18 protein-coding genes are annotated in these 21,535 nt (G+C 65.6%); 11 read left to right on the plus strand and 7 right to left on the minus strand.

Annotation, left to right across the window (positions count from 1 at the left end):
• Positions 1–167 precede the first annotated feature (167 nt).
• The gene (gene nadA, locus RAD10_RS26000) at positions 168–1,274 is read right to left on the minus strand and encodes a quinolinate synthase NadA (protein ID WP_461619725.1); all 1,107 of its coding nucleotides are present in this window, start codon (positions 1,272–1,274) and stop codon (positions 168–170) included.
• 341 nt (positions 1,275–1,615) lie between these two features.
• Between nadA and RAD10_RS26005 the strand changes: the two genes are divergently transcribed.
• The 7 genes from RAD10_RS26005 to RAD10_RS26035 all read left to right on the plus strand — a co-directional run bounded on the left by RAD10_RS26005 (position 1,616) and on the right by RAD10_RS26035 (position 11,102).
• Positions 1,616–2,869: an MFS transporter gene (locus RAD10_RS26005; RefSeq protein WP_104462858.1), complete on the plus strand. Its 1,254-nt coding sequence runs from the start codon at positions 1,616–1,618 to the stop codon at positions 2,867–2,869.
• Between the two features lie 42 nt (positions 2,870–2,911).
• Positions 2,912–3,898: an acrylyl-CoA reductase (NADPH) gene (acuI, locus tag RAD10_RS26010; RefSeq protein WP_461619726.1), complete on the plus strand. Its 987-nt coding sequence runs from the start codon at positions 2,912–2,914 to the stop codon at positions 3,896–3,898.
• 113 nt (positions 3,899–4,011) lie between these two features.
• Positions 4,012–4,611, plus strand: a complete 600-nt coding sequence (locus RAD10_RS26015; protein WP_091967312.1) for a hypothetical protein — start codon at positions 4,012–4,014, stop codon at positions 4,609–4,611.
• Between the two features lie 164 nt (positions 4,612–4,775).
• Positions 4,776–5,042 carry a DUF6894 family protein gene (locus RAD10_RS26020; RefSeq protein WP_028141644.1) on the plus strand — a complete coding sequence of 89 codons (267 nt, stop codon included), beginning with the start codon at positions 4,776–4,778 and terminating at the stop codon, positions 5,040–5,042.
• A gap of 180 nt (positions 5,043–5,222) precedes the next feature.
• Complete coding sequence (locus RAD10_RS26025; RefSeq protein ID WP_461619727.1) at positions 5,223–6,959, plus strand: methyl-accepting chemotaxis protein; 1,737 nt, start codon at positions 5,223–5,225, stop codon at positions 6,957–6,959.
• Between the two features lie 195 nt (positions 6,960–7,154).
• Positions 7,155–9,125 (plus strand): methyl-accepting chemotaxis protein, encoded by a 1,971-nt coding sequence (locus RAD10_RS26030; protein ID WP_461619728.1) that lies wholly within the window; start codon positions 7,155–7,157, stop codon positions 9,123–9,125.
• Between the two features lie 288 nt (positions 9,126–9,413).
• Positions 9,414–11,102 carry a methyl-accepting chemotaxis protein gene (locus tag RAD10_RS26035; RefSeq protein WP_461619729.1) on the plus strand — a complete coding sequence of 563 codons (1,689 nt, stop codon included), beginning with the start codon at positions 9,414–9,416 and terminating at the stop codon, positions 11,100–11,102.
• A gap of 3 nt (positions 11,103–11,105) precedes the next feature.
• Here RAD10_RS26035 and RAD10_RS26040 read toward each other — a convergent pair whose 3' ends face one another.
• From RAD10_RS26040 to ygfZ, 6 genes are all read right to left on the minus strand, one after another.
• Entirely contained in the window at positions 11,106–13,808 is a 2,703-nt protein-coding gene (locus RAD10_RS26040) for a DUF2339 domain-containing protein (RefSeq protein ID WP_461619730.1), read from the minus strand.
• 50 nt (positions 13,809–13,858) lie between these two features.
• Positions 13,859–14,827 (minus strand): NUDIX hydrolase, encoded by a 969-nt coding sequence (locus tag RAD10_RS26045; protein ID WP_461619731.1) that lies wholly within the window; start codon positions 14,825–14,827, stop codon positions 13,859–13,861.
• Between the two features lie 19 nt (positions 14,828–14,846).
• Positions 14,847–15,353, minus strand: a complete 507-nt coding sequence (locus tag RAD10_RS26050; RefSeq protein WP_461619732.1) for a tyrosine phosphatase family protein — start codon at positions 15,351–15,353, stop codon at positions 14,847–14,849.
• 171 nt (positions 15,354–15,524) lie between these two features.
• Positions 15,525–16,139, minus strand: coding sequence for a YfbR-like 5'-deoxynucleotidase (locus RAD10_RS26055; protein ID WP_461619733.1), 615 nt, complete (start codon positions 16,137–16,139; stop codon positions 15,525–15,527).
• Positions 16,136–16,762: a DNA-3-methyladenine glycosylase I gene (locus RAD10_RS26060; RefSeq protein ID WP_461619734.1), complete on the minus strand. Its 627-nt coding sequence runs from the start codon at positions 16,760–16,762 to the stop codon at positions 16,136–16,138. Before RAD10_RS26060 ends, RAD10_RS26055 begins: the two co-directional genes overlap by 4 nt.
• Positions 16,759–17,634 (minus strand): CAF17-like 4Fe-4S cluster assembly/insertion protein YgfZ, encoded by an 876-nt coding sequence (ygfZ, locus tag RAD10_RS26065; RefSeq protein WP_461619735.1) that lies wholly within the window; start codon positions 17,632–17,634, stop codon positions 16,759–16,761. Before ygfZ ends, RAD10_RS26060 begins: the two co-directional genes overlap by 4 nt.
• A 101-nt stretch (positions 17,635–17,735) precedes the next feature.
• On the opposite strand from ygfZ, the gene RAD10_RS26070 reads away from it, so the two are divergent.
• The 4 genes from RAD10_RS26070 (at position 17,736) to RAD10_RS26085 (ending at position 21,525) form a co-directional block, all read left to right on the plus strand.
• Positions 17,736–19,070: a dihydroorotase gene (locus tag RAD10_RS26070; RefSeq protein ID WP_461619736.1), complete on the plus strand. Its 1,335-nt coding sequence runs from the start codon at positions 17,736–17,738 to the stop codon at positions 19,068–19,070.
• A gap of 163 nt (positions 19,071–19,233) precedes the next feature.
• Entirely contained in the window at positions 19,234–20,103 is an 870-nt protein-coding gene (locus tag RAD10_RS26075) for a sulfurtransferase (RefSeq protein WP_461619737.1), read from the plus strand.
• Between the two features lie 107 nt (positions 20,104–20,210).
• Positions 20,211–20,903 carry an RNA polymerase sigma factor gene (locus RAD10_RS26080; RefSeq protein WP_461619738.1) on the plus strand — a complete coding sequence of 231 codons (693 nt, stop codon included), beginning with the start codon at positions 20,211–20,213 and terminating at the stop codon, positions 20,901–20,903.
• An 88-nt stretch (positions 20,904–20,991) separates the two neighbouring features.
• On the plus strand, positions 20,992–21,525 hold the full coding sequence (locus tag RAD10_RS26085; RefSeq protein WP_461619739.1) for a DUF4142 domain-containing protein: 534 nt from the start codon (positions 20,992–20,994) through the stop codon (positions 21,523–21,525).
• Positions 21,526–21,535 lie beyond the last annotated feature (10 nt).

Consider the following 21,535-nt stretch of genomic DNA (forward strand, 5'->3'; position numbering starts at 1 on the left):
CACTCTGTCGTCGTCCCCGCGAACGCGGGGACCCATAACCCCAGGGCGTAGTTGTCGCGCGAGATGGTCACCCCGGGTCTTCGCCAAACCACTGCCTGTGGTTATGGGTCCCGGGTCTGCGCTTCGCTTGTCCGGGACGACAGCTGTGTGTGACGCCGCATGTGTTGTTAGTTCTTCAGATTGATCATCCGCTCGACCGAGCGCCTTGCACGATCCGCAAGCGCGGGATCGATCGTCACCTCTTCGCGGAGCGTCAGCAGGCTCTCCAGGATGTTCGCGAGCGTGATGCGCTTCATGTGCGGGCAGAGATTGCAGGGGCGCAGCATCTCCACGTCAGGCAGCTCGGCGCGCACATTGTCGGCCATCGAGCATTCCGTGATCATCACCAGCCGCCGCGGCCGTTTTTCGCGGACCCAGTTGATCATGTGGGCGGTCGAGCCGGTGAAGTCGGCTTCCGCCAGCACGTCCGGCGGGCACTCCGGATGCGCGATGATCTGCACGGACGGATCGGCCTCGCGAAAGGCGCGGAGCTCTTCGCCCTTGAAGCGCTCGTGCACCTCGCAGGCGCCCTTCCAGGCGATGATCTTCACGTCCGTCTTCGAGGCCACGTAAGTGGCGAGATAGCGATCGGGCAGGAAGATCACGGTTGGCGCGTTCAGGCTCTCGACCACCTGCACCGCGTTCGACGAGGTGCAGCAGATATCGACCTCGGCCTTCACCTCTGCGGACGTATTGACATAGGCGACGACAGGCACGCCCGGAAATTTTTCGCGGAGCAGCCGAACGTCGGCACCGGTGATGCTGGCGGCCAGCGAGCAGCCGGCGCGCGAGTCCGGGATCAGCACCGTCTTGTCCGGGTTGAGCAGTTTTGAGGTCTCCGCCATGAAGTGCACGCCGCACTGGACGATGACATTGGCCTCCACCTTGGTGGCTTCCACCGCGAGCTGCAGCGAGTCGCCACCGATGTCGGCGACGCAGTGGAAGATCTCCGGCGCCTGGTAGTTATGCGCGAGGATCACCGCACCCCGCGCGCGCTTCAGCTCGTTGATCGCCTTGATCGTCGGCGCCATCAGCGGCCACTCGATCGTGGGGATGACGTGCTTCACGCGCTCATAGAGCGGGGCGGTGGCGCGTTCGACCTCCGCCGTCCATTCCAGCGAGGGCGTCGGCAGCGCGCGCGCCGTGGGCGCCGGTGCGGGGCGGGGAGAGGAGGCGAGATGGCCCTGCGGCCGGTTGGCAAAATCGTCTGGACCGTAAATTTCAGTGATCGGCATAAAAGCCTCCCTCGCATGTCATTTATACTCAATATGAGTATATGTAGAGCCTGAGTAATCCGGCCGAGGGGCCGGAGCGGGTTTCATCGATCCTCATATATGCTCAATATGAGTAAATCAGAAATAGCACGCTCTGTCGAGGACGGCTAGGTCCTGCCGCACACAATCTCGTCAGATCGTCGTCCGACGCGTCGGGCGAGGCCAGATTGAAACGCAATGCTCCCGCGGCAGCCCCTCGTGGAATGCAACCGTTTTTGATTTGGGATTTTCATGCAAATGCATTAAATGACGCGTTCGCGGCCGCCTCTTTGCGAGTCCGCCAATGACAGACGAGGAACACCATGTCGACATCAGTGGGCGAACTCGCTCCGGCCTCACGTTCCTCCAGCTGGCGTACCCCCGCCGTCATCATTCTTTGCGGCTGCGCGATCGGCATGCTCGGCTTTGGCCCGCGCTCGGCGCTCGGTTTCTTCGTGCAGCCGATGAGCCATGAATTCTCCTGGGGCCGCGACGTGTTTGGCCTCGCCATCGCCTTTCAGAATTTGCTGTGGGGACTGGGCCAGCCCATCGCCGGCGCGGTCGCCGATCGCTTCGGCCTGTTCCGGGTGATGTGCGTCGGCGCGCTGCTCTATGCTGGCGGCCTCTTGCTGATGCGCTATTCCTCGACGCCGCTGTCGCTCAACATCGGCGCCGGCGTTATGGTCGGCTTCGGACTCGCCGGCTGCTCGTTCAATCTGGTGCTGTCGGCATTCACCAAGCTGCTGCCGGCCGAGAAGCGCGGCCTCGCGCTCGGCGCCGGCACGGCGGCGGGTTCGTTCGGCCAGTTCCTGTTCGCACCGATCGGCGTCGCGTTGATCGACAATTTCGGCTGGCAGCAGGCACTCTCCGTGTTCGGCTTCCTGATGCTGCTGATCATCCCGCTGTCACTGGCGCTCTCGACGCCGCCCGCCGCAGCGACGGCCAATGCGACGCCGGCGGATGAGCAGACCATCACCAGGGCGCTCGCCGAAGCCTTCGGTCACCGCTCCTATGTGCTGCTGGTGCTCGGCTTCTTCACTTGCGGATTCCAGCTCGCCTTCATCACCGTGCATCTGCCGGCCTTCCTGGTCGATCGCGGCATCTCGACGCAAACCGGAGGCTGGGTGATCGCGGCGATCGGCCTGTTCAACATCATCGGCTCGCTCAGCGTCGGCTATCTCCAGAACTCGCTGCCCAAGCGCTACATCCTCTCGGCCATCTACTTCACGCGTGCGCTCGCGACCCTCGCCTTCATCTCGTTCCCCATCACGCCGTTCTCGGCGATCGCTTTCGGTGCGGTCTCCGGCCTGACCTGGCTGTCCACGGTGCCCCCGACCTCGGCGTTGGTGGCGCTGATGTTCGGCACGCGCTGGCTTGCGACGCTGTATGGCTTTGCCTTCGTCAGCCATCAGGTCGGCGGCTTCCTCGGCGTCTGGTTAGGGGGCATCGTCTTCGAGCGCTTCGGTTCCTATACGCCGATCTGGTGGCTCTCGATCCTGTTCGGCGTGCTTTCCGCGCTGATCAATCTTCCGATCGTGGAGAAACCTGTCGTTCGGGCGGTTGCGCAGCCTGTGTGATCGGCTAAACATCCCCGACAAACAAAGTCAGGGAGTTCAGTCGTGGCCACATTTAAGGCGATCCGGATCGACAAGGCGGACAAGGGCACCACCGCCGCGCTGACGCAGTTCGATGAAGCCGAGCTGATGGACGGCGACGTTACCGTCCGCGTGGAATGGTCGACGCTGAACTACAAGGACGGCCTCGCGCTCACCGGCAAGGCGCCGGTGGTGCGCCGCTTCCCGATGATCGCCGGCATCGACTTCGCCGGCACGGTCGAGCAATCCTCGCATCCGCAATGGAAGGCCGGCGACAAGGTCGTCTGCACCGGCTGGGGCATGGGCGAGACCCATCTCGGCGCCTATGCCGAAATGGCGCGGGTGAAGGGCGACTGGCTGGTGGCCTTGCCGCAAGGCCTGTCGGCACGCGATGCCATGGCGATCGGCACCGCCGGCTTCACTGCGATGCTCTCGGTGCTGGCACTGGAGAAGCACGGTCTCTCGCCGAAGAGCGGCCCTGTGGTGGTGACGGGCGCCGCCGGCGGCGTCGGCTCGGTCGCCATCGCCGTGCTCTCGAAGCTCGGCTACCACGTTATCGCTTCGACCGGCCGCGCCTCGGAGGCTGACTATCTGAAGCATCTCGGAGCAGCCGAAATCATCGACCGCAACGAATTGTCGGCGCCGGCCAAGCCGATCGCAAAGGAGCGCTGGGCGGGTGGCGTCGACAGCGTCGGCTCGACCACACTGGCGAATCTGCTGTCGATGACGAAATACGGCGGGGCGATCGCGGCCAGCGGCTTGGCCGCCGGCCTGGACCTGCCGTCGTCTGTCGCACCTTTCATTTTGCGCGGGGTGTGCCTTCTCGGCATCGATTCCGTGATGTGCCCGATCGAGCCGCGGAAAGCCGCGTGGCAGCGCCTGGCGTCAGATCTGGATCGGACCAAACTAACTGAAATTACTCACGAAATCCCTCTTGATGAGGTGCCGGAGTGGGGCGCGAAAATCCTGGCGGGCCAGGTCCGCGGCCGCACCGTGGTAAAAATTGTCTAACGGCGTTCAGACTTTACCAACCAAGCTGCTTCAATGTCGCCATGGTTAGTATGGTAAGCAGCGGGTAAAGAGATAAGGCATCGCCCGCTGCGGGGGTTGGTTCGGAGTTGAGCATGCTTGCGCGTATTGTGTTGGGGGCTGTCACGGCGGCAGCAACGTTTGCGCCGGCCCTTGCCGGAGGCATGAACGCCGACGAGGCGCGTCGCTTCGTGGCGGGCAAGGTGTTTGCCTTCACCTGTTTCGACGGCACCCGCGGCGCGGGCCGCATCCTGGACGATCTCGGCGCGGCCGGCGCGGTGCAGTTCTCCGGCGCGGGCCCGGTCAAACATCTCCGCCTGCCCGGCAATACGCTCCAAATCCGTGGCCAGAACGTCTGCGCCTCGATCAAGGGCATTCCGTTCGAGCCGTGTTTCAACCTGGAAAAGACCGACGATCGCAGCTTCCGCGGCTCGGTGTCGGGGATGGGCTTCGCCTATTGCGACTTCCATCACCAGGGTGGCAACCAGATGCTGATGGCGCGCGCTGCGGCGCGTCCGCGCTCGCTGCACAGGACAGAGCACACCGGTTCCGTCGGCGCGACCAACACCGAAGTCGCCGCGCGCGTCGAGACGCCGCGTGTTGAGAGCAGCCGGCTCGAGCCGGTGAAGTCGGAGATCAAGTCGGAGCCCGCCAGGAACGAGGGCCCGCTGGAGCTGCGCCGTTCCACCCAGTGAGAGGGCTGCGCGGGACGGTCCGCGCACTTTGTCGTTGAAGACGCCCATCGAACGCCAAGCCGCCGCGCCGTAGTCATACGGACGGCGGCTTTCATGCGTTGGTAGCTGTTCGCGCCCCAGTTTGCGGACGGCCGGGGGGCGCGGCCCGATAAAAGGGTTCAACGATGTCGCTGTACTTTTTCCGCATCAGCACCGGTCGCTATTCCGGCGCCGCCGACCAGCCGTACGAGTTCGAGGATCGCACAGCCGCCTGGACCGAGATGACCGAGGTCTGCGCCAATCTGCTCGGCGGCATCGCGCGCGGCCTGAAGCCGAACGCCGAGTGGTGCATGGAGCTGCTCGACGAGGACAAGAAGCCGGTCTTTCGCATCAGCCTCGTCGGCGAGAGCGTAACGCAGCAGAGCGGGGCTCCTATCACTGCGTGTGATTAACCTGTTAAGCGCGCATACCGTGCTGAAATTCAAGGGGTTTTCCTACCGATCCAGTATTTGCCCGGAGGTCGCGTTAACCAAATTGGAATGGCGAACGCATACTTTTCGGACAAGGGCGATCAACGCCGAGGGCGGCTGGCAATGACTCGGCCGCGCATTCCCTTGGGGGGAAGCATGCCCATGTTGAGCCTCGTTCAGAATTTGCGGATTGGGACCAAGCTGGCGATCTCATCGGCGCTCGGCATCCTCCTGGTCCTCGCGATGATCGCGGGTCAGGTGATCGGAAACGGCAACGTGCGCCGGTCCAGCCAGACGGCGTCCGAGCAGCAGGAGCTGGCGCGCGAGGCAGTCGAATCCAAGCTCGCGGCGCGCACCATGCAGCTCGCCGCACGCGACATCCGCCTCGCCAACAATTCAGATGAACTGCAGAAGGCGCGCGACGCGCTGGCCGAACGCGCCGGTCATTTGGTGAAGGTTGCCGACGCAATGCTCACGCTCTCGCGCGTGCCGGAAAACCGCGCGAGGATAGAGAAGCTCAAGGTGCTCACGGCGAACTATCTCAAGGGAGCTCAGCAGCTCGCATCCGTGCGCGGTGCCGCTCTGGCTCTCACGGGCGAGGATGCCGCTGCTCGCCTCGCCAAGCTCGTCGATGAGGGGACACGTCTTGCCCGCGAGGTCACGTTGCCGATCGCAGGCGAGATGGACCAGGCTTCCAATCAGATTGCCGACGTCGCCAGGCACAGAAGCGAAGAGGAGGTTGCGGCCTCCGCGCGGGAGATGGCGTCCAGCGAGCATATCGCAATGGTCATCGGCGCTTTCACGGCGCTCGTCCTCCTCGGCTCCTGGCTGCTGTCGTTCCTGACCATCGCACGGCCGATCCGCGCGCTCACGGTGGCCATGGACAAGCTCGCCGGCGGCGACTTTTCCGTGGTGCTGCCCGGTCTCGGCCGCAAGGACGAGGTCGGTGGCGTCGCGGCGGCTGTCGAGAAGTTCAAGATCGTGTCCGAACAGAAGGCGCGCGAGGAGGCCGAGGCCAAGATCAGGCAGGATCAGGCTGCAGCCGCGCAACGCAAGGCCGAGATGTCCAAGCTGGCCGATGGCTTCGAGGCGGCGATCGGCGAGATCGTCGATACCGTGTCATCGGCCGCGACTGAATTGGAAGCGTCTGCGTCGACGCTCACGTCGACTGCGGCGCGCGGACAGGAGCTCACCACCATGGTTGCTGCCGCCTCCGAAGAGGCGTCCACCAACGTGCAGTCGGTGGCGTCGGCGACCGAGGAGCTGTCGTCGTCGATCACCGAGATCAGCCGCCAGGTGCAGGAATCCGCGCGCGTCGCAAGCGAAGCGGTCAGCCAGGCCCGCACCACGACCGACCGCGTCGGCGAATTGTCGAAGGCGGCGGCGCGGATCGGCGACGTGGTCGAGCTGATCAACACCATCGCCGGCCAGACCAATCTCCTGGCGCTCAATGCGACCATCGAGGCCGCGCGCGCCGGCGAGGCGGGCCGCGGCTTTGCCGTTGTCGCCTCCGAGGTCAAGGCGCTCGCCGAGCAGACTGCGAAGGCGACCGGCGAGATCGGCCAGCAGATCGCCAGCATCCAGACCGCGACCGAGCATTCAGTCGGCGCCATCAGGGACATCAGCGACACCATCGAGAAGCTGTCGGAGATTTCCTCGACCATCGCGGCTGCCGTCGAAGAGCAGGGCGCGGCGACGCAGGAGATTTCCCGCAACGTGCAGCAGGCGGCGGAGGGCACTCATCAGGTGTCGTCCAACATCACCGACGTGCAGCACGGCGCGAGCGAGACCGGCTCGGCGTCCTCGCAGGTGCTGGCGGCGGCGCAATCGCTGTCCGGCGACAGCAACCGCCTCAAGCTCGAGGTCGGCAAGTTTCTCGGCACCGTGCGCGCCGCCTGACGGTGGCGTCTTTCGGCAGGTCCTGCTTGCAACCATCACGCGTGAATGCGTGGCGGCTGCTCGCGCGCGTATCTCGTCGCCGCGACCGTCGCGCGCGGTTAACCTTCCGGAAAAGCGGCGCAGTCATGATTGCCGCAATTTCCCGGATGCTGAGTCGTCCTTCGCGTATTGCGTCTCAATCGTTGGAGCACATTCATGAGTGGCATTTCCATTCGCCTGACCCACAAGGTCATGGCGATCGGGCTGTTCGGCCTCATCGGGCTCGTCGCCTTCGGCACGATCTACCAGATTGGCAGCCTCTCCCAGGACACGTCCCGCGACGCCGCCGAAGAGGCGCGCCGGCTGTCCGATCTGAACCAGCGGATCTCGCAGCAATTGCTCGAAGCGCGCCGGGCCGAGAAGGATTTCCAGCTCCGCCGCGATCAGTCTTTTGCGAAGCGTCATGCCGAACTTGCTTCCGACATTACCCGCAATCTTGATCGCCTCGGCAGCGCGGCGCGTGCGGCAGGATACGCGGCGGTCGGGGAAAAGGCGTCAGTGGTCCGCACCGGGTTCGAGAAATATGTGAACGAATTCGCGGCAGTTGAGCAGGCCGAGGTCAAGCTTGGATTGAACGAGACCCTGGGGTTGTCAGGCTCGTTGCGCACGGCGGTGCACGACATCGAGACCAAGCTCAAGGAGGTCGACGATCCCAGGCTCACCAGCGGCATGCTGACGATGCGTCGTCACGAGAAAGACTTCATGTTGCGCCGCGACCCGAAATATCTCGACGCCCTGAAGAAGACGGCGACGGAATTCTCCGGGCAAGTCGAGGCTTCGGCGATCCTGCCGGCGCTCAAGGCCGATATCGGCAAGAAGCTCTCCAAATACCGGGATGACTTCGTGGCGTGGGCAGCCGGCGCGCAGGATCTGGCCGCGCGCGGCTCGGCAATGTCCAAGGAATTCCGCACCATCGAGCCCGTCCTCGACGAGATCGAAAAGACCGTCAGTCAGCGATACGACGCGGCGAAGGCCGCCGAAGAGTCGATGCGGGCCTCGATCAAGCTGTGGATGTGGGTCGCACTCGGATGCTCCATCCTGCTGGTGGGGAGCGTGTCCTTCTTCACCGGCCGCTCGATCTCGACCGCGCTGATCGCCATGGTGCGGTCGATGACCGGTCTGGCAAGCGGTGACACGACCGTCGTGATCCCCGGCGTCGGCCGCAAGGACGAGATCGGCGAGATGGCCGGCGCGGTCGCGGTTTTCAAGACCAACATGGCAGAAGCCGAGCGGCTGCGCGCCGAGCAGGCCGAAGCGGACGCGCGTGGGCGCGAGCAGCGCAAGCTCGACATGCAACGGCTCGCCGATACGTTCGAAGGCGCCGTCGGCGAGATCATCGAGACGGTGTCGTCGGCGGCAACCGAGCTCGAAGCGTCGTCGAATACGCTGACCCACGCCGCCGAGCGCGGCAACGGGCTTGCCACCGCCGTGGCGGCGGCCTCGGAGGAGGCGTCCGCCAATGTGCAGTCGGTGTCGGCCGCGAGCGAGGAGATGACGTCATCGATCACCGAGATCAGCCGCCAGGTGCAGGAATCGGCGCGTGTCGCCGACGTCGCCGTCGGGCAGGCCCAGCGCACCAATGCCCGCGTCGCCGAGCTGACCAAGGCCGCTTCCCGCATCGGCGACGTCGTCGAGCTGATCAACACCATCGCCGCGCAGACCAACCTCCTGGCACTCAACGCGACGATCGAGGCGGCGCGGGCGGGCGAAGCCGGCCGGGGCTTTGCGGTGGTCGCGACCGAAGTGAAGGCGCTTGCCGAGCAGACTGCGAAGGCCACCGGCGAGATCGGTCAGCACATCGGTGCGATCCAGTCCGCGACAGACGAATCAGTCGGTGCGATCAAGGAGATCGGCGACACCATCGCGCGGATGTCGGAGATCTCGTCGACCATCGCTGCTGCGGTGGAGGAACAGGGCGCCGCCACGCAGGAGATCTCCCGCAACATCCAGCACGCCGCGCAAGGTACTTCCGCGGTCTCGTCGAACATCGCCGACGTTCAGCGCGGCTCCGGCGAGACCGGGGCTGCCTCGGCGCAGGTGCATTCGGCCGCGCAGTCGCTGTCGCAGGAGAGCAACCGGCTCAAGAGCGAGGTCGCGCGCTTCCTGGAGTCGGTGCGGGCGGCATAACGGCGCAAACCGCGTCGGTCGAATACTGCAATGCATCGAGCGCGGTACGCCTGGGCTGCAGCACAGAGGCCCGTGCAGCTGCAGGAGGTTGCAACGATAATAACGACCGCGCGGGCCATGCCGTAGTTTTACGTAGGTTCCTGTTAACGCCTGTTTGCAATCATGGGCTTAGTCTCACGGAATAAGAACCAGCCAGCATTGTTGAACTGACTTCCGCCCCTCTCGTCCGTCGCGACGATAGCGGCGCAGGTCATTTGTGCGTTGCTAGGTATCATCGGGATTTGTGTGATGTCGAAGTTGTCGATCGTCTTCAAGCTTCTGGCCGTGTTATCGGTCCTCGTGCTGTCACTCGCCGGCGTCGGCGTGACGGCGATCGGCACCATGCAGAACATCAATGCTCATACCGTCGAGATCGCGGAGAGCTGGCTGCCGAGCGTGCGTGCGCTCGGCTCGATGCGCGCCGACATCAACGAGCTGCGCGTCGCGCTCCGTTTGCACCTGATGCAGGACACCGCCGAAGGCAAGGAAGCCGCCGAGAAGCGCCTCGGCTCGTTGCGTGAGCGCATCGAGAAGACGCGCAAAGTCTACGAGCCGCTGATCACGGCCGCCGAAGAGCGCGCGCTCTATGAGCAATGGAGCAAGGCGTGGGGCGAATATCTGAACGGCGTGCAGGAGACCATGGCGCTGTCGCGCAAGAGCGTCGGCCGTTTCCCGACCGACGCCAACGAGATGTTGCAGACCAAGGTCGCCAAGATGGCCCAGGCCGCCGATCCCCTGCTTCAGAAGGGCATCGAGCTCAATAACCAGGGCGCCGAGCTGGAGACCAAGCAGGCGGCCGACAGTTACGCCACGATCTTCCGCGTCCTGGTCGGCATCATCGTGCTCTCGGTCGTGATTGCGATCGGCGCCGCCTATTATCTCGTGCGCGACGTCTCTCGCGGCATCGCCTCGATCATTCGTCCGATGCAGTCGCTCGGCCAAGGAGACCTCTCGGCCGAAGTGCCGCATCGCGGCGAGCGGACCGAGATCGGCTCGATGGCGGATGCGCTCCAGATCTTCAAGGAGGCACTGATCGCCAAGAAGGCCGCCGATGAGGCGGCCGCTCGCGACGCCGAGGCCAAGATCGAGCGCGGCCGCCGCGTCGATGCCATCACGCGCAATTTCGAGGCCATGATCGGTGAGGTCGTCGAGACCGTGTCGTCGGCCTCGACCGAGCTCGAGGCCTCCGCGGCCACGCTGAGCGGCACGGCGCAGCGCGGCCAGGAACTCGCAACCGTCGTTGCCGCTGCGTCCGAGGAAGCATCCACCAACGTCCAGGCGGTCGCGTCCGCCTCGGAGGAGCTGTCGTCCTCCATCACCGAGATCAGCCGCCGCGTGCAGGATTCGGCGCGGATGGCCGCGGAAGCCGTCGAGCAGGCGGCGCGGACCAACGATCGCGTCAACGCGCTGTCGCAGGCGGCCTCCCGCATCGGCGACGTCGTCGAGCTCATCAACACCATCGCTGGCCAGACCAACCTCCTGGCGCTGAATGCGACCATCGAGGCGGCGCGCGCCGGCGAAGCCGGTCGCGGCTTTGCCGTCGTCGCCTCCGAGGTCAAGGCGTTGGCCGAGCAGACCGCGAAGGCCACCGGCGAGATCGGCGCGCAGGTCTCGGGCATCCAGGCCGCAACGCAGGAATCCGTCAGCGCCATCCAGGAGATCGGCGGCACCATCGAGCGGTTGTCCGAGGTGTCATCGGCCATCGCCGCCGCCGTCGAGGAGCAGGGCGCTGCGACGCAGGAGATTTCGCGCAACGTCCAGCAGGCCTCGCTCGGCACGCAGGAGGTCTCGTCCAACATCACCGACGTGCAGCGCGGCGCGATCGACACCGGCTCGGCCTCGGGCGAAGTGCTCTCGGCGGCGAAATCGCTGGCGACCGACAGCACCCGCCTGAAGGTCGAGGTCGCGCAGTTCCTGGAATCGGTCCGCGCGGCCTGATCTTTACGCGCTCGCCTGCGGAGCCGGCGGCGGTGCGACCTGCCGCCGGAACAGGATGCGCTGGTAGAGCCAGCCGATGGCGACCAGCACGACGCCGAGGCACATGAACGACAGCGCGCGGTAGACGCCTGTCAGCGTCGACATGTCGATGACGAAGGCCTTCAGGATCGTCAGCGCGATGACGGCAGCCGAGGCCAGCCGTGCACGCTCCGAGTTGACGAGAATGCCGACGCCCAGCAACACCACGCCGAAGGCGAGCCAGCCGATCGAATAGGTGTATTGCTCGGCGCCCGTCGTCGCGCCGGTGGAGAGGATCGGGCCGTGATAGAAGCGGCGGATCTCCAGCGTGACATAGGCGAGCGCGAACACGAGCGCACCGCCCGCGATGGTGTTGGCGTAGACCTTGCCTCGCTCGCCGACCACTGCGTAGGACAGCAGCAGCATCAGCACCGCCGGCAACGCATAGCCGAGCAGCAGCAGGTTGAACACGGCGCCGCCGACGTCGACGCGCCAGATCAGCGGGTTCTCCAGGATCAGGAGGCCGAACACGCTGATGAGCCCGCCGATCGCCGTCAGCACGACCGCGCCGACATTGTGCACGATGCTGCGGCTGCGTAGCCGCAAGCGCTCCAACCCGATCGCCATCGCGAGCGTGACGCAGACTTGCAGCGCGAACTCGAGCAGCGACGGCGGCGAGGTCATCCGGCCATTGGTCGCAAAGTGTCGGATCTCCATGAAGGCGAGCAGGGCGGTGAACAGGATCGCCGCTGTTTCGACCATGCGCAGCGGCGCATCGTCGGCGCGGCGGCGCAGGAAGATGCTCGCGGCCCAGAATGAAGCCGCCGGCAGGCCGTAGCCCCAGAGCAGCCAGTTGAAGATCGGCGTGGTGCCGACGGCGTCGCCGACGATGCGCGGATCATAGCCGATGCGCGCGGTGACGATGCCGGCGAAGATGGCGGCGAGCCAGCGCAGGAACGGGATCGGCCGCTGCATCGAGATCCAGGCGGTGCCGAGCGACATCAGCGCCAGGGCAATCGTGAGCCAGCCCTTCTCCAGTGCGAAGGTCAGCGCCAGCGCCAGCGCGCCGAGCGTGCCGGTCGCGAACAGTGCGGTCGAGGTCGCCGCGCCCGGTCGATCTTCGCGGCGTGTAAGCGCTTCGGTCGCGGCACCAAAGGCGGCGGCGAGCAGCACCGCGAGGATCGCAAACGGGATCGAGCGGTCGAGATGGGCGACGCGGGCGTAGAGCGCGATGAGGATCGCGATCGGCGTGGCGACGGCTGCGGCCGACCACACCACGGGAATGATTGCCGAGTTCGAGCGGCCCTGCGCGAGGAAGCCCGCAACGCCGAAGCCGACGGCGAAGATCGCGGCCATCATCAGATGCAGCGTCACCGAGCTGTCGATCGCGGTCGGTCCGATACCGGACATCGCGCCGCCCGGCAGCACCAGCATGTCGGGATTGGCGCGCACCGCCCATTCGGCGAACACGATGAAGACGGTCGCTGCGGCCGCGCCGAGCGCGCCGGTGGCCGCCGGCGCACGCCAGGCGACGAGAAGCGTCGCGCCGACGAGAAGCGTGAACGCGATCAGCGCCAGATCCGCATGTGCGCTCGACAGCACGATCAGCATTGCGCCGAACAGGTAGGCGCCGAGCGAGCTCGAGGAGACCGGCTCGATCTCGCCGTCCTCGATGCTGGGGCCGAACATGAAGCCGCAGACGACGAGCAGCGCGGCGAGCACGAAGCCTGCGATGACGTGGAAGGCGTGCGGCGCGACCTGGACCTGCTCGGTGTCCAGACCCGGGAAGATCCAGAGCACGGCAAAGGCGATCGTCGTGACCGCGAGCCAGCGCCACAGCCGGATGCGCGCGAGGCCGAAGCTCGCGGCAGTGACGATGGCGAGGTAGATGTAGAGCGCCCAGTAGTCCGGCTTGCCGCTGGAGACGAGGAGCGGCGTCACGAAGGCGCCGACCGCGCCGAGGCCGGCCAGCGCCGGCCCGTGCAGCAGCGCGGCGGCGAGCGTGCACATGGCCACGATGCCGAGCAGCACGAAGGCGGTGGCGGGCACGAGGAAGCCGTAGAGCGCATAGGCGGCATAGATGGTGGCGAACGCCACCGCCGTACCCGCGGCGGTGAGGATCGCCGGGATGTTGGCGATCGGCAGCGCCTCGATGTTGGAAATGCTTTCCTTGCGCCGCGACCACTCGCCGGCCCCGAGCAACGCAGCTGCGAACAGGCCGCCCAGGAACACGCGCACGCCGGGGCCGAGCAGGCCGGCCTCGATCGAATAGCGCACCATGAAGAAGCCGCCGAGCGCGAGCGCAAGGCCGCCGATCCACACCACCCAGCGGGTGCCGAGCTGCTCCTCGAAGCCGGGCGCAGCCGCCGGCACCGGAGGTGGTGCGGCAGCCGCGGGGCTCGCTTCGAGCGGCGGCGGTGAAAGCTCTTCGGTGACGAGTGGAGGCGGCGCCGCTTCGGCTTCGGGCGCAAGCGGCGGCGGCTCGGCGGCCGTCGTCGCGGGCGCGGGGGCCTGCTCCTGCACGGGCATGAGCGGCGGCGGCTGCATTTGCCGCTGTGCGTAGAACATCTCTTCGAGCGAATTCAGTCGCCGGCGCAGCTCGGCCGCCTGGCTGGAGGCCTTGATCGCGATCAGGAAGGCCGCGATCGCAATGATCCACGCAAAGACGTCAAACGGGCCGTCGAACATAAAGCCTCCAGGCAACCGGCGGGCAGGGGCCGGTCACGTAATATGTCGGGTTAGCGCCGGGAGCGCACGCGCAAGCCCGGCGCGGGCCGCTCCTGGAGCACGTCGCGCCGGAAGCGATAGAGCGCCGCCGGCCGTCCGCCCGTCTGTGTCGACATCACCCCGGTCGGTTCGACCAGGGCTTCCATTTCGACCAGGCGGCGGAAATTCTGCTTGTGCAGGTGCCGGCCGGAGATTGCCTCGACCGTATGCTGCAGTTCGGTAAGTGTGAATTCGGGCGGCAAAAGTTCAAAGACGACAGGACGATACTTCAGTTTTGCCCGCAGCCGCGCGATCGCCGTGGCGAGAATCCGGCGGTGGTCGAACTGCATGGAGGTCCCGAGCGGGGGAAGCGTCTTGCGCGCTAATGCCGCAGGGCGGCCGTCGCGCCGCGCCTCCTCGACCAGCCCGGCCTCGTACAAGAGCTCGTAGCGGTCGAGCACCCGCTCCTCGTCCCAGGCCGCCCCGTCGAGGCCGAAATAGAACCGCACGCGATCCTTGCGCGGCAGCGCGCGCGTCGTCTCCGGCGTCTCCTCGGCGGCCCATTCGGTCAGCGCTGGAATGATGTCGCGGGCGATGATCGCAGGCGGCTCCTCGCGCCGGTCTTCCCAGGGGAAGAAGCGATACCAGGGCGCGAAGCTCGCCGCATTGGCTGCAAGCTCGCCGTCCACCGCGCGCGTCAATGCGAGATAGCCGATCGATACCATATGCGCGCCGGTATCGCCGGCCTCGGCATGGCGGCCGCGATCGCCGAAGGTGTAGAGCTGCTCGACATAGCCGAGCCGCAAGCCCGCCTGTTCCTCGACCCAGGCGCGCAGGCCGATGTCGAAGGTGCGGTGCGCGAGCGCGTCGAACGGGCCGAACGGCAGGCCGGCAAGCCCGTCACTGCCGCGCGCGGTGAGGATCAGCGGCTCATGCCCCTCGATCGCGACGATCGCCGCGGTCAGGCCGATCTCGATCGGCGTCAGCAGCGTCTCGCTCATGCGATGATGATCGCAGCTGTCATTCGAGCTCGATCACGAAGGGGCGGCCCTCGACCATCATCGCGCCCGGGCCGATCTCGTCGAGCGCGCGCAGCATGCGGCCGTTGCGTCCCAGCGCACGATCGGCAAGGCCGACGATGCGCCGGTTCGGCGAGGCGATCGGCGAGGCCGCGCGGATCTTCTTGGCGATCTCCAGCTCGTCGCGGTTCGGATTGAGTGCACAGACCGCCGCAAATGCGCTCGCGGTGGAGCGGCTGATGCCGGCATAGCAATGCACCACCAGCGGCGCGCCGCGATCCCAGCCGCGCACGAAATTCAGCACCTGATCGATATGGGTCTCGGACGGCGCGACGAAACCGTCCATCTCCTCGGTGATGTCGTCCATCGACACCTTGAGATGGTTGGCGGGCAGCACGGACACCGGCCGTGCCACCTGCTCGACATTGGCCATCACGGTCAGCACGTGGCTGGCCCTGGTGAGGCGGACGGTTTCGGGAAGCGCGGCGAGGGAACAGACGTGGATCATGGCGGACCTTTTTGCCGCGATTATAACCGGTGCCGTAGGGTGGGCAAAGCGACATGTCCGCCGTAGCTCGAAGAGCGAAGGCGGAAGCGTGCCCACCATCTTTGTCGCAAAAGCGAAAGCACGTAGGCACGGCGCAAACGCGCCTTTGCCCACCCTACGAAGGGATGATGCTCACGCAAACACCGCGCCAAACCGCTCCAGAAACTGCTTCTCGGCCCGGGCCGCCGTCCACGGCGTCAGATAGTCGCGCCGGACGCTGTCGGAGAGGCCGGGATCCTTGCCGAACAGGCGCCGCGCCTCGCTTTCGCTGAAGCCGGCAAGCTCGGTCGCTTCGAGGTAAGCCGCCCCGCGATCGGCGGCCTTGATCGCCAGCGTGACCTCCTCGGGCAGCACCGGCGGCAGGCCGAAGCGGATATGGATGGCACCGAGCAGGCGTTTCTCGACCGCCTTGTAATGGCCGTCGAGCACCGCCTTGAACGGCGAGATCATGTCGCCGATGACATACTCGGGCGCATCATGCAGCAGCGCTGCGAGCCGCATGCGCTGGTCGACGCGCGGCATCTCGTGCCGCAACACGGTTTCCACCAGCAGCGTGTGCTGTGCAACCGAGAAGATGTGTGTGCCAACGGTCTGCCCGTTCCAGCGCGCGACGCGCGCCAGTCCATGCGCGATATCGGCGATCTCGACATCGAGTGGGGAGGGATCGAGCAGATCGAGCCGCCGTCCCGACAGCATGCGCTGCCAGGCGCGGGACGCCACGTCGCGTGCGGTCTTCTTGGCCGTCATTTGACCTTGAGGCGCGGCTTGCGCTGCGTCTTGCTGCAGCTGGCGTGACAGTGGCAGTCGACGAGGTGGTCGTTGACCATGCCGGTTGCCTGCATGAAGGCATAGACGATGGTCGGGCCGACGAACTTGAAGCCGCGCGAGGACAGCTCCTTCGAGATTTGCACCGACAGCGGCGTCGAGGCCGGCACGCTCGCAGTGGTCTTGAAATGGTTGACGAGCGGCCGTCCGTTCATGAAGTCCCACAGCAGTTTTGAGAAGCCCGGGCCTTTCTCCATGATGTCGAGATAAGACTTCGCGCTCGCGATCGTGCCGTCGATCTTGGCGCGGTTGCGCACGATGCCGGCATCGTTCATCAGCGCGTGCACCTTCTTCGCATTGTAGCGCGCGATCTTCTCCGGCTGGAAATCGTCGAAGGCTTTGCGGAAATTGTCGCGCTTGCGCAGGATCGTGATCCAGGACAGGCCGGCCTGGAAACCGTCGAGGATCAGCTTTTCGTACAGCGCGCGGTCGTCATACTCCGGCACGCCCCATTCGGTGTCGTGATAGGCAACGTAGAACGGATCATCGCCCGGCCAGGGGCAACGGGTCTTTCCGTCGGGATGCAGACGAGGGGCTCGGCTCATGCGGTAGGCTGCTTCGCAGGAATACGGACAACGTCGGGTTCTGCCAGCTTCAAGGCGAGACCGCCAGCGGTGAGGGGCTGGCCGGCATCGAGCGCGTCTGCGACACGGTCGATGCGCACCAGGGCAATGCCCTTGCCGCCTGATGTCGAGCCGATGGTGCCGACCGGCTTGTCGCCGGCGAGAATGGTCGCGCCGGCTTCGGGCGAGGGGCCATCGAGCAGTATCTTCACGCTGCGGGTGCGCGCGGTGCCGCGATGCTGCATGCGCGAGACGACCTCTTGGCCGACATAGCAACCCTTGTCGAAATCGACGCCGGCAAGGCGGTCCATGTTGGTCTCGTGCGGAAACGCATCGCTGTACATGAAATCGAGCCCGCCGCGCGGCACGCCGAGCGCGATGCGGTGCGCCTCGTAGTCGGTCGCCTCGACCAGTTCGGCCCCGATGAGGTCGGAGAGCTTCTCCTTGAGATCTTCGGGGATCAGGATGCGATAGCCGAGCCCTTGATCGCGCGGATCGGCGAAGGCAAGATCGGGCTGCGCCGCAGGCTGGCCGTCCCAGGCGGCGAGCACACCGAGATCGAGGTTTTCCACCGTGACCTTGGCGCGCAGCTTGTAGAATTTCAGCTTGGTCGCGAGACTTTCGGCGAGCGCCTTCGGACAGTCGATCAGGAACCCGCCGCCGTGACCCGCGGGGGCTTCCGTGATCAGGAAATCCACGATGATCTTGCCCTGCGGCGTCAGCAGCGCGCCGAATCGCCCCAGCCCCGGTTTCAGCCTGTCGAGGTCGGTCGTGACCAGGCCGTTGAGGAAGTTGCGCGCATCCTCGCCCGCGACCTTGACCACGCCCCGGTCGGGAAGAAACGCTGATTTCATGCGAAAATCTCTTGCGACATGTTGCTCCGGAACGTAAGCCCGCGAGGCATAAACGACAAGACCTCGAGCCCTGCGCTTGGGGATGAGAAGGGCCTTCAGCCATGACCCAGCGTTTCGATGTGATCCTCAAGAACGGCACCGTCGTCAACCAGGACGGCGAGAATGTTCGCGATATCGGCATCACAGGCGGCCGCATCGCCGAGCTGGGCCCGTTGTCGCAGGCCTCGGCCGCGGAGGTCATCGACTGCAAGGGCCTGCACATCCTGCCCGGCGTGATGGACACGCAGGTGCATTTCCGCGAGCCCGGGCTGGAGCAGAAGGAAGACCTCGAGACCGGTTCGCGCAGCGCCGTGATGGGCGGCGTCACCGCCGTGTTCGAGATGCCGAACACCTCGCCGCTCACCGTGACTGAAGCCACCTTCACCGACAAGGTAAAGCGCGCCCATCACCGCATGCATTGCGATTTCGCCTTCTTCATCGGTGGCACCCGTGAGAACGTGCAGGACCTGCCGGTGCTGGAGCGCGCGCCCGGCTGTGCCGGCGTCAAGGTGTTCATCGGTTCCTCCACCGGCGCGCTGCTGGTGGAGGACGATGAGAGCCTGCGTCGCATCTTCCAGGTGATCCGCCGCCGCGCGGCCTTCCATGCCGAGGACGAATACCGCCTCAACGACCGCAAGTCGCTGCGCATCGAGGACGACCCGCGCTCGCATCCGGTGTGGCGCGACGAGACCGCGGCGCTGATGGCGACGCAGCGCCTCGTCAAGCTCGCGCACGAGACCGGAAAGCGCATCCACGTGCTGCACATCTCGACCAAGGAAGAGATCGAGTTCCTGCGCGACCACAAGGACGTCGCCTCCTGCGAAGCGACGCCGCACCATCTCACGCTGGTTGCGCCCGAATGCTACGAGCGGCTCGGCACGCTGGCGCAGATGAACCCGCCTGTGCGCGGCGCCGATCACCGCGCCGGTATCTGGCGCGGCATCGAGCAGGGCATCATCGATGTGCTCGGCTCCGACCACGCCCCGCATACGCTGGAGGAGAAGCAGAAGACCTATCCGGCGTCACCCTCCGGCATGACCGGCGTGCAGACGCTGGTGCCCCTGATGCTCGATCACGTCAACGCGGGTCGGCTGTCGCTGGCGCGCTTGGTCGATCTCACCAGCGCGGGCCCCGCGCGCCTCTACAACATGGCCTGCAAGGGCCGCATCGCCGCCGGCTACGACGCCGACTTCACCATCGTCGACTTGAAGCGCAGCGAGACCATCACCAACAAATGGGTAGCGTCGAAAGCAGGCTGGACCCCCTATGACGGGTTGCGCGTCACCGGCTGGCCCGTCGGCACCTTCGTCCGCGGCCGCCGCGTGATGTGGCAGGGCGAATTGGTCACGCCCGCGCAGGGCGAGCCGGTGCGGTTTCTGGAAACGCTGAAGGCGTAAGGGCTTCTCGCTCCGCTGTCATGCCCCGGCCTGACCGGGGCATCCAGTACGCCGCGGCGAGAGTTGGCTGATACGATAGCGGCCTCTGGAATACTGGATTGCCCGCTTTCGCGGGCAATGACAGTGTGCCACGAAGTGAAAGCTCAAATTGGGAGAGCACATCATGTCCCAGCCAGCTGCCCTCATATCGACCGAACAGCTCGCCGCCATCCTCGGCGATTCCAATCTCCGCCTCTACGATTGCACGACCTACAACGAGCCGGTGCCGCCGGGCAGTGACGTACCCTACCGCGCAGTGCCCGGCGACAAGACATTCGCCGCGGGCCACATCCCCGGCGCCGATTTCCTCGACCTGCAAGGCGAGTTCGCCGACACCTCCGCGCGCCCTCTCTTTATGATGCCTGATGTCGACCAGTTGGAGGCCGCCTTCGGCCGCCATGGCCTCGATGCGAGCAAGACTATCGTGCTCTACAGCATCGGCACGATGATGTGGTCGACGCGGTTCTGGTGGATGCTGCGCTCGCTCGGCGTCGATGCGCTTGTGCTCGACGGCGGCTTCGACAAATGGAAGGAGGAGGGACGTCCGGTCGAGACGGGCGCACCGAAAGGCTATCCGGCCACGACCTTCAAGGCCACGCCGCGCGCGGGCTTCTTCGTCGACAAGAATGTCGTGAAGGCCCGGATCGGTGATCCCTCGACGGTAATCGTCAACGCTCTCTTGCCGCAATTTCACCAAGGCCTCGAGCCGAGCCGCTACGGCCGGCCGGGCCGCGTGCCGAGCAGTATCAACGTTCCCGCCCCGTCGCTCGTCAATGCCGACAAGACGCTGACGAGTCTTGCGGATGCGGAAGCAAAGTTCGTCGCCCAGGGCGTCACGCGCGACAAGACCGTGATCTGTTATTGCGGCGGCGGCATCTCGGCGACGATCAACCTCTTGCTGCTGACGCAGCTCGGCTACGACAGACTGACGCTCTACGACGGCTCGATGGGCGAATGGGCACGGGACCCTTCGCTCCCGATCGAGACGGATTAGGTGGGCGGCTCTTACCCTCCCCCTCCAGGGGAGGGTAAGAAAGTCAGGAACCTTTTTCCTTGGTTTGCATCCAATGTCCGGAACCAATGGAGATCGAGGTACCCGCCATGCCAGGGACCACAGCCGGGCTGTCCGCCAGCCTCAGGACGTCGGAATCCGAGCTGATCGAGCGCGCGCGGCGCCGGGACGAGGCTGCGCTCCGCGAGATCATGCAGGCCAACAACCGCAGGCTCTACAGGCTCGCCCGCGGCATCTTGCGGAGCGATAGTGAGAGCGAGGACGTGGTGCAGGAAACCTACGTCCGCGCCTTCACGCATCTCGACGGTTTTCTGGGTGAAGCTGCGCTGTCGACCTGGTTGTCGCGCATTGCGATCAACGAGGCGCTCGGACGCTTGCGCAGTCGGAAGCCGCAGGTCGAGCTGGGATCGGTCCCGGAGGCAACGCTGGAAGCACAGATCATCCAGTTTCCCCTTTCGTCCGCCGCAACCGATCCGGAAAAATCCATGGCCCAACGCGAGATCCAGCGCGTCGTCGAACACGCGGTCGATGAATTGCCCGACGTCTACCGCATGGTCTTCATCGCGCGGGTGATGGAGGCCATGAGCATGGAGGAGACGGCCGAGCTGCTCGGCATCAAGCCCGAGACCGTCAAGACGCGGTTGCACCGTGCGCGCACCCTGCTGCGCGAGAACGTCGAGAAGAAGATCGGCCCCGTCGTGATGGACGCGTTTCCGTTCGCCGGACAGCGCTGCGAGCGCCTGACGGAGGCCGTGCTCAGGCGCCTTGGCTTCGGCGCGTAATTTTTCGGGAACGTTCGCGCGATACTCGCATCCAATCCCTGTGAAGCAACGCGCCGGCGAACGTCCGGCACCACAGGAGTATCGAGCCATGTTCACCCGATGGAGCGCGGCGGTCGCCGCGGCAATTCTGTTGTCGAGCCCCGCGCTGCTGGAAGGTGCCAGCGCAGCCGACAAGCCCACCGATCCGCAGATCGCCCACATCGCCTACACCGCCGGCGTGATCGACATCAGCGCGGCCAAGCAGGCGCAGAAGAAGGCGAAGAGCAAGGACGTGAAAGCGTTTGCCGAGGACATGCTGCGCGACCACGAGGCGGTCAACAAGCAGGCGCTCGCGCTGGTCAAGAAATTGAACGTCACGCCGGAGGATAACGACACCAGCAAGGCGCTGTCGAAGCAGGCGAGCGACAAGCTGGCCGAGCTCGACAAGCTGGACGGCGCCGCCTTCGACAAGGCCTATGTCGCCAACGAGGTCGCCTACCACAAGGCGGTCAACGGCGCGCTGGAGACCCAGCTCATTCCGTCCGCCAACAATGCCGAGCTGAAAAGCCTGCTGCAAACAGGCCTGAAGATCTTCCAGGGACATCAGCAGCACGCCGAACACGTCGCGGCCGAGCTGAAATAGGGGGAGAGGC

It is taken from the genome of Bradyrhizobium sp. 23AC, assembly GCF_054863025.1.